13 protein-coding genes are annotated in these 14,991 nt (G+C 62.1%); 5 read left to right on the top strand and 8 right to left on the bottom strand.

Annotated features, from left to right (window positions below):
- Nucleotides 1–11: 11 nt before the first annotated feature.
- The gene (locus tag P0M12_RS22720) at nt 12–755 is read right to left on the bottom strand and encodes a 3-hydroxybutyrate dehydrogenase (RefSeq protein WP_058039068.1); all 744 of its coding nucleotides are present in this window, start codon (nt 753–755) and stop codon (nt 12–14) included.
- A complete protein-coding gene (locus P0M12_RS22715) occupies nt 752–2,128 on the bottom strand; it encodes an MFS transporter (protein WP_003940819.1) in 1,377 nt (458 codons plus the stop codon). The genes P0M12_RS22720 and P0M12_RS22715 overlap by 4 nt, the downstream gene beginning before the upstream one ends.
- Before the next feature lie 153 nt (nt 2,129–2,281).
- Here P0M12_RS22715 and P0M12_RS22710 point away from each other — a divergent pair, with 153 nt between their 5' ends.
- Nucleotides 2,282–3,229 (top strand): LysR family transcriptional regulator, encoded by a 948-nt coding sequence (locus P0M12_RS22710; protein WP_064443411.1) that lies wholly within the window; start codon nt 2,282–2,284, stop codon nt 3,227–3,229.
- Here P0M12_RS22710 and P0M12_RS22705 read toward each other — a convergent pair.
- From P0M12_RS22705 to P0M12_RS22695, 3 genes are all read right to left on the bottom strand, one after another.
- The gene (locus P0M12_RS22705; protein ID WP_003940742.1) at nt 3,198–3,914 is read right to left on the bottom strand and encodes a GAF and ANTAR domain-containing protein; all 717 of its coding nucleotides are present in this window, start codon (nt 3,912–3,914) and stop codon (nt 3,198–3,200) included. The genes P0M12_RS22710 and P0M12_RS22705 overlap by 32 nt on opposite strands.
- Nucleotides 3,915–3,964: 50 nt before the next feature.
- A complete protein-coding gene (locus P0M12_RS22700; RefSeq protein ID WP_003940921.1) occupies nt 3,965–4,507 on the bottom strand; it encodes a hypothetical protein in 543 nt (180 codons plus the stop codon).
- Nucleotides 4,508–4,606: 99 nt separating this feature from the next.
- Entirely contained in the window at nt 4,607–6,349 is a 1,743-nt protein-coding gene (locus tag P0M12_RS22695; RefSeq protein ID WP_125050568.1) for a glycerol-3-phosphate dehydrogenase/oxidase, read from the bottom strand.
- Between the two features lie 108 nt (nt 6,350–6,457).
- On the opposite strand from P0M12_RS22695, the gene glpK reads away from it, so the two are divergent.
- Together glpK and P0M12_RS22685 are read left to right on the top strand one after the other, a co-directional pair.
- Nucleotides 6,458–7,948 carry a glycerol kinase GlpK gene (gene glpK, locus P0M12_RS22690; protein WP_277376858.1) on the top strand — a complete coding sequence of 497 codons (1,491 nt, stop codon included), beginning with the start codon at nt 6,458–6,460 and terminating at the stop codon, nt 7,946–7,948.
- Between the two features lie 171 nt (nt 7,949–8,119).
- The gene (locus P0M12_RS22685) at nt 8,120–9,535 is read left to right on the top strand and encodes an MFS transporter (protein WP_030535054.1); all 1,416 of its coding nucleotides are present in this window, start codon (nt 8,120–8,122) and stop codon (nt 9,533–9,535) included.
- Here the strand turns inward: P0M12_RS22685 and P0M12_RS22680 are convergent.
- Nucleotides 9,532–10,428 (bottom strand): LysR substrate-binding domain-containing protein, encoded by an 897-nt coding sequence (locus tag P0M12_RS22680; protein ID WP_030535055.1) that lies wholly within the window; start codon nt 10,426–10,428, stop codon nt 9,532–9,534. The genes P0M12_RS22685 and P0M12_RS22680 overlap by 4 nt on opposite strands.
- An 83-nt stretch (nt 10,429–10,511) precedes the next feature.
- Between P0M12_RS22680 and P0M12_RS22675 the strand changes: the two genes are divergently transcribed.
- Together P0M12_RS22675 and P0M12_RS22670 are read left to right on the top strand one after the other, a co-directional pair.
- A complete protein-coding gene (locus tag P0M12_RS22675; RefSeq protein WP_007727305.1) occupies nt 10,512–11,426 on the top strand; it encodes a CoA-transferase in 915 nt (304 codons plus the stop codon).
- Nucleotides 11,423–12,208 (top strand): CoA-transferase, encoded by a 786-nt coding sequence (locus P0M12_RS22670; protein WP_277376856.1) that lies wholly within the window; start codon nt 11,423–11,425, stop codon nt 12,206–12,208. Before P0M12_RS22675 ends, P0M12_RS22670 begins: the two co-directional genes overlap by 4 nt.
- On the opposite strand, the gene P0M12_RS22665 is transcribed toward P0M12_RS22670, so the two are convergent.
- Together P0M12_RS22665 and P0M12_RS22660 are read right to left on the bottom strand one after the other, a co-directional pair.
- Nucleotides 12,189–13,370, bottom strand: coding sequence for a PLP-dependent aminotransferase family protein (locus tag P0M12_RS22665; RefSeq protein WP_277376855.1), 1,182 nt, complete (start codon nt 13,368–13,370; stop codon nt 12,189–12,191). The genes P0M12_RS22670 and P0M12_RS22665 overlap by 20 nt on opposite strands.
- Before the next feature lie 181 nt (nt 13,371–13,551).
- On the bottom strand, nt 13,552–14,955 hold the full coding sequence (locus P0M12_RS22660) for an NAD(P)H-quinone dehydrogenase (protein ID WP_003940987.1): 1,404 nt from the start codon (nt 14,953–14,955) through the stop codon (nt 13,552–13,554).
- Nucleotides 14,956–14,991: the final 36 nt, after the last annotated feature.

The following is a 14,991-nucleotide window of genomic DNA, read 5'->3' as shown; positions in this document are numbered from 1 at the left end:
GCCCCAGTGATCTAGCTGGCGCTCCACCCGCCGTCGATGGTGTACGAAGCCCCCGTCACCATCGACGCCTCGGTCGATGCCAGCCACCCCACCAGCGATGCCACTTCTGTGGGCTCGACCATCCGTTTGATCGCGCTCTCAGTGAGCATCACCTTCTCGACAACCTCGGATTCACTGATTCCGTGAACCTTTGCCTGGTCGGAGATCTGGGATCGCACGAGTGGTGTCAGGACGTAGCCCGGATTGACACAGTTACTGGTGACACCGTGTGGGGCACCCTCGAGCGCAACAACTTTCGACAGGCCTTCGAGTCCGTGCTTTGCCGTGACGTACGCACTCTTGAATGCCGAAGCGCGGAGCCCGTGGACCGAGGAAATGTTGACGATGCGCCCGAATCCTTTGCGGTACATGTACGGCAGGGCCGCTCTGACCAGGAGGAACGGCGCTTCGACCATGAGGCGTTGAATCTTCCGGAAGTCCTCGACGTCGAAATCCTCGATGGGACTGACCCGTTGAATGCCGGCGTTGTTGACAAGTACGTCCGTCTCGAGTGCCAGATCCACGAGTTGGTCGGTGTCGAGGAGATCGACGGCCCACGCAGTGCCGTCGATCTCGTCGGCCAGCGCCTTCGCGGCGACGTCGTCGAGATCAGCGACGGTGACGTGGGCGCCGCGGGCGGCAAGGAGTCGAGCACACGCCTCGCCGATACCGCTGGCACCACCGGTGACCAGTGCCGTTTTGCCGGAGAGCGTCATGCGGAAACACCGGCCCGCTCGTCGGCGAGCACTCGTGCGTCGGCGGCATCGACGGACTCGAGCGAGATTCCCTTGGTCTCCCGCGCGAAAACGACTGCGACGATGGTGACCAGGGATGCCAACAGGAGATAGATCGCGATGGGGACCGAGGAGTCGAACTTGCTCAGCAGTCCGGTCGCGATGATCGGAGCCAGTGAACCTGCCACGATCGACGTGACCTGATATCCCAGGGAGACACCGGAATAGCGCATCCGGGTCGGGAACATCTCGGCCATGATCGCGGGTTGGCCGGCGTACATGAACGCGTGGAACACAAGCCCGATGATGATTGCCGACAAGATGACTGCATTGTGCCCGCTGTTCATCATCGGAAAGGCGAAGAATCCCCATGTTCCGGCGGTGACGGCGCCGATCATGTACACCGGGCGTCGACCGATCGTGTCGGACAGTTTGCCCACCAACGGAATCACTGCGAAGTGCACGGCATGTGCCATCAGCATCCACCAGAGGATGTGCGCCGTGTCCGCATGAACGACGACCTTGAGGTAGGTGATCGAGAAGGTCACCACGAGGTAGTACATGACGTTTTCGGCGAAACGCAGGCCCATCGCGGTCAACACTCCGCGCGGGTAACGCTTGACCACCTCGAAAACGCTGTACGAGGTTGCCTTGACCAGTTCTGCTTCCTTCTGCGCCGCAATGAAAATGGGAGCGTCGGTGACCTTGGTCCGAACGTAGTACCCGACCAGAACGATCACCGCGGAGAGCCAGAAGGCAACGCGCCAGCCCCAACTCATGAAGGATTCGTCCGAGAGCGTCGACGTCAGGATCAACAGCACGACAGTGGCCACCAGGTTGCCCATCGGCACGCCGGCCTGAGGCCAGGACGACCAGAACCCGCGAGATCGATTCGGGCTGTGCTCGGCGACAAGGAGTACCGCCCCACCCCATTCGCCGCCGACAGCAAATCCTTGGATGAAGCGCAGCGTGACCAGCAGTGCCGGCGCCCAGTAGCCGATCTGACCGTAGGTCGGTAGGCAGCCCATCAGGAAGGTCGCGGCACCGACCAGCAGCAAACTGAACTGCAACAACTGCTTCCGGCCGAACTTGTCTCCGAAATATCCGAAGACGATTCCGCCGAGTGGTCGGGCGGCGAATCCGACGGCGTAGGTGATGAAAGCCGCGATGATCGCATCCAGCTCGTTGCCGCCGCCAGGAAAGAAGACTTTGCTGAAGACCAGCGTGGCCGCCGTGCCGTACAGAAAGAACTCGTACCACTCGACCACGGTGCCCGCCATCGAGGCGCCGACCACCTTCTTCAGCCCCGATGGTGGGGCTTGGCTCTCGGGTTTCGGCATGTTGTCGACGCTCATCGTGGACTCCCTCGTCTTCAGTTCGCGATTCGCCTGCTCTTCACGATCAGGAATGTGACCGCTCGCACATTTTTTGTGACTCGATGAGTATCGGTGCAGATTCTTGGCACGACAATGACAAATCTCGCACCATACAGGTGCAAAAATGCAGATATGACACTCGGACTGAGCCCGGACGACCTACTGGTGCTTCTCGCGGTCGGTCGCACCGGCCGCTTCAACACCGCAGCCGACGACCTGGGCCTCAACCACACCACCATTTCGCGCCGCATCGCCTTGCTCGAGAAGAGCCTCGGCGGCCGTGTACTGGTCCGCTCGTCCGGCGGCTGGGAGTTGACCGACCTGGGCAGACAAGCCCTCAGCGCGGCCGAGCGCATCGAGGCCGCGGTGAACGAACTGGCACTCGACTCCACCGGTCAGCAGCAACTCGACGGCGTCGTGCGGGTCTCGGCCACCGACGGCTTCAGCGCATACATCGCGGCCCCCGCCGGCGCAGCGGTTCGCAGACGCCATCCTCGCGTGAGCGTGGAGATAGTCGTCGCGACCAGAAAGGCGTCGCAGATACGCTCGGGGCTCGACATCGAGGTTGTTGTCGGCAAACCTCAAGTTCACCGCGCCGAGGCCGTCCATCTGGCCGACTACGCGCTGGGTTTGTACGCCTCCCGAGAGTATCTACGTCAGAATGCTGTTCCCGAAAGTGCCGAAGAGCTGGCCGAACACTCGCTCGTGTATTTCATCGACTCGATGCTGCAGGTCGACGAACTCGATCTGGCTCGCAAGCTCACGGTTTCCATGCGCGAGGCCGTCACGTCCACCAACGTGTTCGTCCACATCGAGGCAACGCGCGCGGGTGCCGGCATCGGCTTGCTCCCCTGCTTCATGGCCGAGCAGCACGACGATCTGATTCGCGTGCTGCCGGCTCACATCGAAGTCAGACTTTCGTACTGGTTGGTGGCTCGTTCTGAATCCTTGCGCCGACCGGAAGTCGCAGCGGTGGTGACGGCACTTCGAGAGACGGTGGATCTCAAGCGATCTCAACTCCTCGGCTCGCCCGGGGCGAACGAAGCGCTCAGTCCAGAGTCGAACGATGCTGGACGATGACCTTGCGCGCCAACTCGGCGATCTTGACGTTCATGTTCTGCGAGGTTCGCACCAGAATGTCGAAGGCCTCGTCGTCGGACACCCGATGCAAAGCCATCAGCAGACCGACGGCCTGACCGATTTCGCGACTGCTCGCCAGGCCGCGCCGCAGCGAGTCGGCATCCTCTCCTCGGTTCAGCGCGGTGACGGCCACGGATGCAAACGATGCCAACATGATCGCGTGGTCGGCAACAGTTTCCGTGAATGCTCCCGGAGTGTCGGAGAAGAGGTTGAGGGCACCGAACTTCTGACGATCGACCATCAGTCGGAACCCCATCGAGCCACGAATGGGTGTCTCTGCCACGACTTTCCGAGCGAACTCGGGCCACTGATTCGGAGTGCGAAGATCTGACTCGAGCTGCGGCGCCTCCGTGTCGAGGGCGTCGATGCACGGCCCCTCACCAGTCGCACGTTCAAGATCGTCTGCATGCTCGGCGATCTCGTCGCTTGCCGCTACCGTGACGTTGGTGTTTCCCCGTCGCAGCATCAGGCTTGCGTGATCGCAACCGGGAATCAACTCGACAGCCGCCGAACAGATCGCGGAGTACACCTCGGCGCTGTCTGCGGCGGAGTAGAGGATCTCCGCCAACGCCGCGAACACTGCCGTGGGTTCTGTCAGTGCTTGGTCGCGCTCAGCCATCTCCATACACCTCGGGGTCTACCGTTCATCGAATTCTTCACCGAACGGTACAAACCTTACTTACTCGAGCGGATGGGGTCGCCGCCGCTCGCCGATTCCCGCCCGTCCGTCCCCTGAAAAGCTTCCGTAGCCGCGCGGTGATGCAGAGCCGTGACGGTGGTGATCTGCTTGGACACCAGGTCGTTGAGCTCGCGGTACTGCTCCTCCGTCTCCCCGGCCGGAATGTCTCTCAGGACCTCCCACATCGCACTCTTGCCGCACAGAGCGGTCCGCATGATCTCGAGAGTTGCCAGCTTCACGAGACGGTTGCGCCAGATGGCGTCGACATGGACGAGGCGCCTGATCCGATTGACCGTCGCGTCGATCTTGGAGTACCGCGGCAGAGATATGCCCTGGGTGTCCTCGATCAGTTGCAGCAGCTGCTCGATCTCGTACTCGAGCTCACCCGGCAACGAGTCCAGCTCACCGTCGGCCCACGCGCCGTACGAGTCCGAGAGTGACCGCGAGAGTTGCAGCCCTACCATCGCTCCGCACAGGTGAGTGACCAGATAAGCAGTGGCTATGTGTTCCTCAGCAGATCTCGACCGACTACCGAACATTGGGATCCTCCTGGGCGACGCTCGACCGGTCTGTGCTGACACGGGTGGTGATTCGACATCCGCCTACCCGCGACAGACCGAGAACAAACGACGGGCGACTCAGACCCGATCCGGCACCACGACGACGGGTTCGAGGATCTCGGCCCGAGACTCCGGCGCTGCGGCGCGCAAGGCGTCGGCCGACTCGTCGTCCGGCTGGGTCTGCGACTCGATCTCCGCTTCGACGCGCGCTCGGTACGTGTCGACCTCGCGCTCGACGGTGGCGGGATCCCAACCGAGAATCGGAGCAACCAATCCGGCAACCTGTTGCGCACAGTTGACACCACGATGCGGGTACTCGATTGCGATGCGCATGCGGCGAGCCAGGATGTCGTCGAGGTGCAATGCACCCTCCGCCGCGGCGGCGTACACAGCCTCGACCTGAAGGTAATCGGGGGCATCTGTGATGGGCTGCAACAACTCCGGCGTCTGTCGGCCGAGTTCGAGGACCTCCGTGATGAGTGAACCGTAGCGGTCGAGCAAGTGCTTGACGCGATACGGATGCAAGCCGTACTGCTCGCCCAGTTGCACAGTCTGATTGATCAACGCGAAGTATCCGTCGGCGCCGACGAGCGGCACCTTCTCCGTGATCGACGACGCCACTCGCGCCGGAATGTCTTCTGCTGCGACATCGACGGCGTCTTCCGCCATGACCCGATACGTCGTGTACTTTCCACCGGCGATGGCGACCAGGCCTGGAGCCACACGGGCAACGGCGTGCTCGCGCGAGAGCTTCGACGTCTCGTCGCTCTCACCGGCAAGCAGCGGACGCAGGCCTGCGTACACACCGTCGATGTCGGCGTGCGTCAGCGGCGTGACCAGAACGGAGTTCACGTGGCCGAGGATGTAGTCGATATCTGCTTTGGTTGCCGCTGGGTGAGCGAGATCCAAGTTCCAGTCGGTGTCCGTGGTGCCGATGATCCAGTGACTGCCCCACGGAATGACGAACAGCACCGATTTCTCGGTACGCAGGATGATGGCGGCTTCACTGACGATGCGATCGCGCGGGACGACGATGTGTACGCCCTTCGACGCTCGCACCCGGAACCGTCCGCGCTGACGTGAGAGGGCCTGGATTTCGTCCGTCCAGACACCGGTTGCATTGATGACGACGTGACCCTTGACCTCCGCGGTACGGCCGTCTTCGCAGTCGCGAACACGAACTCCCGAGACCCGGTCCGCTTCACGCAGAAATCCCACGACCTGCGTCGACGTTCGGACGACCGCGCCGTAGTGGGCGGCGGTCCGTGCAACGGTCATGGTGTGCCGAGCGTCGTCGACGACGGTGTCGTAGTACTGGATGCCACCGGTCAGTGAACTGCGCTTGAGGCTCGGCGACATGCGCAGTGCGCCCGCCCGGGTCAAGTGCTTCTGGGAGGGGACCGATTTGGCGCCGCCCATCCGGTCGTAGAGGAAGATTCCCGCGGCCATGTACGGGCGTTCCCACACTCGGTGAGCCAAGGGGAACAGAAACTTCAGCGGCTTGACCAGGTGCGGAGCGAGCGTGGTCAGCGAGAGTTCGCGCTCACGCAACGCCTCACGAACGAGGCCGAATTCTAGTTGCTCGAGATAGCGGAGACCGCCGTGGAACATCTTCGACGAGCGACTGGACGTACCGGATGCGTAGTCACGGGCCTCGACCAACGCAACCTTCAGCCCGCGGGTGGCCGCATCGAGGGCCGCTCCGACACCGACGACACCACCGCCGACAACGACGACGTCGAATTGCTCGGTCTGAAGTTGTTCCCAAGCAGCTTCGCGCTGCTGCGGGCCGAGAAACTGCGCACCTTGCTGCTTACTCAACCCGGTCTCCTGTAAGTCGACGACGAATCCGTTTACAGGCTAGTAGCTTGATCCACATACTGCGACAGCGCACGGATTACTGCGAACACGCCCGAACCTAGGAGCACAGTGAATCAATACATCGCCGCCATCGACCAAGGCACGACGTCGAGCCGCTGCATGATCTTCGATCACGACGGCGCCGTGGTGAGCGTTGCGCAGAAAGAACACGAGCAGATTTTCCCGCGAGCAGGTTGGGTCGAGCACGATCCGGTGGCGCTGTGGATCAACACTCGGGAGGTGGTGGCCGGCGCTCTCGCGAAGGTCGATCTCACGCGGGCCGACATCGCTGCCGTCGGAATCACGAATCAGCGTGAGACGACCGTCGTTTGGGAACGTTCGACGGGTAAGGCGATCTACAACGCGATCGTGTGGCAGGACACGCGCACGGATCAACTGTGTGTCGAACTGGGCGGCGACGAGGGTCCGGACAAGTATCGAGACAAGACCGGACTACCACTCTCGACCTACTTCGCCGGGCCGAAGATCCGCTGGATTCTCGACAACGTCGACGGTGCGAAAGCAAAAGCGGAGGCCGGCGAATTGTGCTTCGGCACTGTCGACACGTGGATCGTGTGGAACCTGACCGAGGGCGTCCACGTGACAGATGTCACCAATGCGTCACGCACGATGCTGATGGATCTCGAGACCCTCCAGTGGGACGAATCGATCTGTGCGGACTTCGGAATCCCGATGTCGATGCTCCCGGAAATCCGTAGTTCCTCAGAGGTCTACGGCACAGGACGTCCACGCGGCAATCTCGCCGGTGTGCCGGTCGCCGGAATCCTCGGTGACCAGCAGGCAGCCACATTCGGCCAGGCCTGCCTCTCCGAGGGTGAAGCCAAGAACACCTACGGCACCGGCAATTTCATGCTTCTCAATACTGGCACGAAGCCGGTGCACAGCAAGCACGGACTACTGACGACCGTCTGCTACAAACTCGGCGAAGCCCCTGCCGTGTACGCACTCGAAGGTTCCGTCGCCGTGACGGGTTCCTTGGTCCAGTGGCTTCGAGACAATCTCGGAATCATTCAGAACGCCAAGGACATCGAGCCGCTCGCCGCAAGTGTCGATGACAACGGCGGCGCCTACTTCGTGCCCGCGTTCTCCGGGCTGTTCGCACCTCGGTGGCGACCGGATGCCCGGGGTGTCATCGTCGGTCTGACGCGCTTCGTCAACAAGGGACACCTGGCCCGCGCAGCGCTCGAGGCGACGGCATACCAGACCCGCGAGGTCATCGACGCCATGCGAGCGGATTCGGGAGTCGAACTGTCCGCACTGAAGGTCGACGGCGGCATGGTGGTCAACGAAACCCTGATGCAGTTCCAGTCGGACATCCTCGGAGTTCCCGTCATCCGTCCGGTGGTCAACGAAACGACAGCTCTCGGTGCTGCATACGCAGCGGGCCTCGCCATCGGTTATTGGGCCGATACCGAAGACATCCGCAACAACTGGGCCGTCGGCAAGACGTGGGAACCGGCGATGGACGAGTCCGAAAGGTCACGGCTGTACGCGGAGTGGAACAAGGCCGTCGAGCGGACGTACAACTGGTCCGAGTAATCACCCCGATCCTTCCATACCGGAAGAGCTGATCATGGTCGCCTATTGATACTCCTGAGGTATCAATAGGCGACCAAGTTGGTATTGGACGTGACCTACACCACTCTGCGAATCTCATTCAGGCACGCCACGTTTCGGCGCCGCGAATGTTGCAGAGAAAGGTCGCCACGCATGAGTTCACCCACTCGCAGTTCCGAGGAGATCAACGCCAAGGCGCGAAGAGCCGGTATCGCTTCGTTCATCGGAACCACTATCGAGTGGTACGACTTCTACATCTACGGCACTGCCGCTGCCCTGGTATTCGGCGACATCTTCTTCTCCGACACTCTCCCGAACGGAGTCGGAACTCTCCTCGCCTTCATCACACTCTGGGCAGGCTTCCTCGCCAGGCCGATCGGCGGGATCATCTTCGGACACCTCGGCGACCGGATCGGACGCAAGAACACTCTCGTCATCACCTTGATGATGATGGGTGTCGCCACGGTAGGCATCGGACTCCTCCCCACCTACGCACAGGTCGGGATCTGGGCGCCGATCGGTCTGGTCATCCTTCGCGTCATCCAAGGAGTCGCGGTCGGTGGCGAGTGGGGCGGCGCAGTGCTCATTGCCAGCGAAAATGCACCGAAGGGCAAGAGCATCCTCTACTCCGCGTTCGCCCAACAGGGCTCACCCGCCGGAAATCTGTTGGCCACCATCGCGTTCTTCCTTCTGTCCTCGATGCCGACGCCGTCGTTCCTCCTGTACGGATGGCGCATCCCGTTCATCATCTCGGCGGTGCTGGTCATTCTCGGGATGATCATTCGCCTCAAACTCGAAGAGTCGGACGAGATGAAGGCCGTTCTCGCACGCAAGAAGGTCGTCAAGCTTCCGCTCGCCGAAGTCTTGCGCAAGCATTGGGTACTGGTTCTCCTCGGCGCCGGCGCACTTCCCCTCGCCCAGGTCACCTATTTCAAGAACACCTTCGCATTGTCCTGGGCTACAAAAGAACTCGGATACGATCGAGGAACCTTCCTGGCCGCCATCGCGATCGCGCTCGTCGTGCAGTTCATCGTCCAACCTTTCGGTGCCGTCCTGGTCTCCAAGATCGACATGCGAAAAGCCATGTGCCTGATGGTGATACCGGAGTTCGTTCTCATGCCCGCCATGTTCTTCGCGATCCGAACCGGGAACTTCACCATCGCAGTCGTCGCGATGTGTCTGGCCACGATCCCGCACTCGATGTTCTACGGCGCCATCGCCGGCGTTCTCGCTCGTGCCTTCCCCGCCAACATCCGTTATACCGGTCTGTCGACGGCGTACCAATTGTGTTCCCTTGTCGTCGGCGGCGGAACTCCCGTACTGGCGCAGTGGATGCTCAACACGTCAGGCAATATCGTCGGGGTCGCGATCGTATCCGGGCTGTACGCCCTTGTCTCGCTGATCTGCACCCTGCTCCTGCTCCGACGTACCGGCTACAACGCGGGCGAACTCTCGACGGCCGAACAAGCGGACTACGACGAACTCGAACTCGAAAACACTCTTGTCAATACTGCGAACTCACCGAAGTCCGAAACGGGTGAGATTCCTACCGGTCGGGCAACCGTCTAGGCCAGGGACGGCAGCGCCTGCTCGGACAATTTCAACACTTCGAGAAGAGCAGGTCTGTCGTCTCCCTCTCGCCAGGCGATACGCAGTTGAAGAGGAGGAGGTGGGTCCATGACCGGAACAAAGACAACATCAGGATTCACGATGCTCTGGGCCACCGAGGAAATGGTCAACGAGCATCCGATTTCCGCGGACACCAGCGCGATCAACGACATCGAATCCGGTGCCGTCTGCACGATGCGAGCCAGGAACCCTGCATTCTTCGAGGCAGTGAGCAGAGACTCCCGCAGAATCGAACCTGGCTCCGCCGGAAGCGTCACCCAATTCTCGGACTCCAATTCGATCAACCGAACCGAGTCCCTCGACGCCAACGGGTGGTCTTTGGACATGGCCACCAGAAAGTTCTCCTCGGCGATCAATCTCGACGTGATCCCGAGCGGCGGTACGGTCCACCGCACCATCCCGATGTCGAGTCGTCGATCGAGCAGCATCAACAACGCCTCGTTCGCGAAAGCAGAACTGTCGAGCACGAATTCGATACCGGGATTGGTCTTTCTCACCAATTTCGCCCACCGCCCGACGAGCAGATGCGAAGAAGTCCCCGCGAAACCCAGGCGAACGCGACCTGTCGTTCCCTTGCCTGCCGCAGACACCGCGATCTCGGCCATCCGGCACGCGTCCAGAATCTCGCGCGCCGGAAGCAGCAGCGCTTCACCGGCAGCAGTGAGCCGCACAGTTCGAGTGCTCCGATCGAACAACGGCGAACCGAGCTGTTTCTCGAATTGCCTGATCGTTCGACTCAGCGGCGGTTGCGCAATCCGAAGCCGCTGCGCCGCACGGCCGAAATGTAGCTCCTCAGCCACCGCGAGAAATGCGTTGATCTGATGAATTTCCACCCGACATTGTTGCGCCACACCGGCCGAACATGTCAAGTTCCGAAACCGACCGAGTGCGCGAAAGAACAAGAAGAGGTACACACGTGGACAAGACCCTCTCGATGAAAGAGGCCGTCGGCCGATACGTCGAAGACGGGATGACCGTTGCGCTGGAGGGATTTTCACATCTCATTCCTTTTGCCGCGGCACACGAGATCATCCGGCAGGGCAGAAAGGACCTCACGCTCTGCCGGATGACGCCGGACATCGTTTCCGATCAACTCGTCGCCGCCGGCTGCGTCCGAAAGCTGGTTGCCTCGTTCTTCGCCAGCGGCTCCGCAGGTTCTCTGTACGAGTTACGCAGACGCATCGAGAACCAGGACCCGCTCCCCCTCGAAGTCGAGGAATACAGTCATTACGGCATGGTGTGCCGGTATCAGGCGGGAGCGGCCAGGCTTCCCTTCTTCCCGCTGCGGTCGTACGCCGGTAGTGATCTACCCGCACTCAACCCACAACTGAGACTCGTCGAGGATCCGTACGGCGGCGGGAGCGTCTACGTTGTGCCGCCGTTGAATCCGGATGTGACGATCATCGGCGCACAGCGAGCGGACACGTCCGGGAACGCACAGATCTGGGGCATCGCCGGGGTGCAGCAAGAAGCCGTTTACGCCGCGAAGAAGGCGATCGTCGTTGTGGAAGAGCTGGTCGACGACGAGGTCATCAGGTCAGATCCGAGCCGAACTCTGATTCCCTCGCATGCAGTCGACGCGGTTGTCGTCTGCCCGCGCGGCGCGCACCCGTCGTACGCACAGGGATACTACGACCGCGATTGCGGCTTCTACCGACGCTGGACCGAGATTTCCAAAGACCCTTCGTTGCTGAGAAATTGGCTCGACGAATGGGTGTACACACTCGGCGATCACGACGAATATCTCGCCAAGCTCGGAGCTGACTACTGGTCGGATCTCGAGGTCGAATCAAAACTCTCCACACCTGTCGACTACGGGAGCAGACTGTGACCACCACGATTGTCAGCGGTAACACCACCTCCACCGAAACGATCGTCGCCGTCGCGGCACGCGAGTTGGCGGGTAAGCGCCGTGTTTTCGCCGGAGTCGGGCTCCCCACGCTCGCAGTCGATCTCGCGCGCCACACGTCGAATCCGGACGTAGAACTGATCTACGAATCCGGAGTGTGCGGCGCGCATCCGTCGGCGATGGCCGAAGGTATCGCCGACTCCGTCGTGGTCTCCGGTGCCGAATCCGTGCTCAGTATGGCCGCGCTCTTCGGTTATGTCCTGCAAGGTGGCAACGTCGACGTCGGATTTCTCGGGGCCGCTCAAATCGATCGAACGGGAAGCCTGAACACAAGTTTCATCGGTGACTGGAAGAACCCGACGGTCAGACTGCCCGGCGCAGGCGGGGCCGTCGAGATCATCGCGAACGCCGCCGAGATCTTCGTCGTGATGCGTCGCCACGACCTCAGTTCCTTTCCGGCCGCGCTCGACTTCTGCACCTCACCCAGCCCCGCCCGCGCCCACGCCAGCGGAAAGGGCGTCATGCCGGCAGGTGCAGGAGTGACAAAGGTGTTCACCAACCTCGGTGTCCTGACACACCAGGGCCCCGGCGGCGAGTTGGAGCTGACCAGTGTCCACGAAGGCATCTCGGTCGATCAGGTGCGAGAGGCGACGGGATGGGATCTGGCCGTCGCCGACCACGTCACCGTCACCACCCCACCGTCCGGTACGGAGATCGATCTGCTCCGCAACACTATCGACAAAGTCAGGCTGTACCTGCGATGACACTGTCCCGGAGCCTGCCGACGGCGTCGACCAGCACGGCTTCGGGATACGTCGCGAAACACAGTCGAGCGCTTCGACCGAGGCCAGCTTCGACCGCGAAGGCCGAACCTGGGACAAATGCCACGCCATGCTCGAGCGCGGCACCCAGGAGTTCGGTGGTGTCGACATCGTCGACGAAATCCATCCAACAGAACATCCCGCCGCGGACCTCGGAAAAGCGTGCACGCCCACTCAATTCCGTCTCGGCGGCCGTGACCAACGCCTTCGCCCTCGCGCCGTACCCCGCTCGAAGCACGTCGAGATGCGCGTCGAACCATTCGACGTCGGAGAAGAGGTCTGCGGCGATCTGCTGGGTGAGCGAAGACCCGCACAGGTCAGCGCCTTGCTTGATCAGTTCGACCGCCTCGCAGACCTTTCGGTCGCCGTGCAGCCAGCCGACGCGCAGCGCCGGTGCCAACACTTTGGAAGCACTGGACAGCCGAATCACCCTGTCCGACAACGCCGCCAGCGGTGCGGGCGGTTTCTCGCCGAAGTACAGTTCGCCGTACGGGTCGTCCTCGAGCACCCAGAACCCGTATCGGTCCGCCAGTGCCGCCAAGTGCGCTCGCCGCTGCGCCGAAAGCACCGCGCCGCGCGGGTTGTGGAAATTGCTCACGGTGTGAACAACTTTGGGCCGAAGACCGGCGGCAAGTTTCGTCTCGAGCGCGTCGGTATCCATTCCGTCCTCGTCCAGCTGGACGGGAACGAGACGGGCCTGCGCCGTTCGAAAGACCTGCAGCGCACCGGTATATGCCGGTTCCTCCACGACCACGACGTCACCGGCGTCGAGGAGGACCTGCGCGAGCAAGCTCAAACCTTGCTGAGAACCGTGGGTGATCACGACTTCGGACACGTCGAGTGTCCGCCCGATCTTGGATGATTCGCGCTCGGCGATCACCTCACGGAGGCGCCGCAGGCCTGACGTCTCGCCGTATTGAACGGACGAGGGGTCACCGAGTGCGTCGTGGGCTGCCTTCGAGATTCGCTCCCGCGGAATGAAATCGGGATCGGGCAGTCCGCCGGCCAAGCTGATGACGTCGGGCCGGGCAGTCAGGGTGAGCAGATCGCGAATTGCAGAACTACGGAGTCCGTCCATACGAGCAGACAGCGCGGCGTGTGTCATATGAAGCTCCCAGGCACGCAGAATGAAGGTCAGAGGAAAAACACCCTGAGCCGTCCTGGGTCAACGGGGCGGGAGAGCGCCGAGATACCGACCCTTGATTCGGTCGGTATCTCGACTATCCCACCAATACTTCAGTATGTGAAACAGAGTTCCCACACTGTAAGAAGGCTCTGGTCGGTTGTCAGTCCAGGTCGTCGTGACGCATGAGCTGACGAGCAGCCTCGGTGATCGATCCGGTCAGCGACGGGTACACCGAGAACGTCTGCGCCAGGTCGTTGACCGTCAGGTTGTTCTGTACGGCGATCGCGATCGGCAGGATCAATTCCGAAGCAGTGGGTGCGACCACAACACCGCCGATGACCACGCCGGTAGCCGGGCGGCAGAAAATCTTCACGAATCCGCGACGCAAACCGGACATCTTGGCGCGCGGGTTGGTGTTGAGCGGCAACATGACGGTGCGCGCAGGCACCTCTCCGTTGTCGATCGCTGCCTGCGAAACACCCACCGTTGCAATTTCGGGACGTGTGAAGACGGCCGACGCGACGGTCTTCAACTTGATCGGGCTGACGCCTTCACCCAGTGCGTGGTACATCGCGATACGTCCCTGCATCGCAGCCACCGACGCGAGCGGGAGCAGTCCGGTGCAGTCACCGGCGGCGTAGATACCGGAAACCGTGGTGCGCGAGACCCGGTCGACACGCAGGTATCCACCCTTGTCCAACTCGATGCCGACCCGCTCCAGGCCGAGACCGTTGGTGTTGGGGACGGAACCGACGGTCATCAGAGCGTGGCTTCCTTCGACCGTGCGGCCGTCGGAGAGCTTGACGACGATGCCCTTCTCGGTGCGCTCGACGGCGTCCGCGCGGGCGTGCTTGACGAGGGTGACACCGCGCTCGGCGAGGGCGTCCTCGAGCACGAGCGCCGCATCGGCATCCTCGCCGGGCAGAACACGGTCGCGACTGGACACGAGCGTGACCTTGACGCCCATCTCGGTGTACGCGGAGACGAACTCGGCACCGGTGACACCGGAACCGACCACGACCAGGTGCTCGGGAAGCTCATCCAAGTCGTAGAGCTGGCGCCACGTCATGATTCGCTCACCGTCGGGCTCGGCTCCCGGGATGATGCGGGGGCTGGCGCCGGTGGCGATCAACACGACGTCTGCGTCGATGGTCTTCTGCTCGCCGCTTCCGAGCGTCGCGCGAACCTGGTGTGCTGCCATACCGAGGAGTGGATCGGTCAGTTCGGCGGTGCCGGAGAGAACCTCGACGCCTACCGTCTGCAACCGTGCGCGAATGTCCGAGGACTGGGACAACGCGAGACTCTTGACTCGGGAGTGGATCTTCGGCAGTGACACCGAAGCCTGCTCCGGATCCAGAGTGATGCCGAGGTCGGATGCACGACGCATGTCGGTGCGGATTCCGGTGGACGCGATGAACGTCTTCGACGGGACACAGTCGAACAGCACACACGCACCGCCGACGCCGTCCGAATCGACCAGGGTGACCGTGGCCCCGTGCTGCGCGGCTACCAGTGCCGCCTCGTAGCCGGCGGGTCCGCCACCGATGATCACGATCCGGGTCATGTGTCCTCCAAGTCCTCGCGTGGCCGGCAGGGGTCT

The sequence above is a fragment of the Rhodococcus sp. RCBS9 genome (assembly GCF_029457415.1).
GTDB classification, from domain to species: Bacteria; Actinomycetota; Actinomycetes; order Mycobacteriales; family Mycobacteriaceae; genus Rhodococcus_F; species Rhodococcus_F qingshengii.
This window is presented reverse-complemented; position numbering and strand designations above follow the sequence as displayed.

Coding starts and splice junctions, on each gene's coding strand:
- P0M12_RS22700 (WP_003940921.1), bottom strand. CDS start 4,507: ATGTTCGGTAGTCGGTCGAGATCTGCTGAGGAACACATAGCCACTGCT.
- P0M12_RS22665 (WP_277376855.1), bottom strand. CDS start 13,370: ATGACACACGCCGCGCTGTCTGCTCGTATGGACGGACTCCGTAGTTCT.
- P0M12_RS22715 (WP_003940819.1), bottom strand. CDS start 2,128: ATGAGCGTCGACAACATGCCGAAACCCGAGAGCCAAGCCCCACCATCG.
- P0M12_RS22710 (WP_064443411.1), top strand. CDS start 2,282: ATGACACTCGGACTGAGCCCGGACGACCTACTGGTGCTTCTCGCGGTC.
- P0M12_RS22685 (WP_030535054.1), top strand. CDS start 8,120: ATGAGTTCACCCACTCGCAGTTCCGAGGAGATCAACGCCAAGGCGCGA.
- P0M12_RS22660 (WP_003940987.1), bottom strand. CDS start 14,955: ATGACCCGGATCGTGATCATCGGTGGCGGACCCGCCGGCTACGAGGCG.
- P0M12_RS22705 (WP_003940742.1), bottom strand. CDS start 3,914: ATGGAGATGGCTGAGCGCGACCAAGCACTGACAGAACCCACGGCAGTG.
- P0M12_RS22720 (WP_058039068.1), bottom strand. CDS start 755: ATGACGCTCTCCGGCAAAACGGCACTGGTCACCGGTGGTGCCAGCGGT.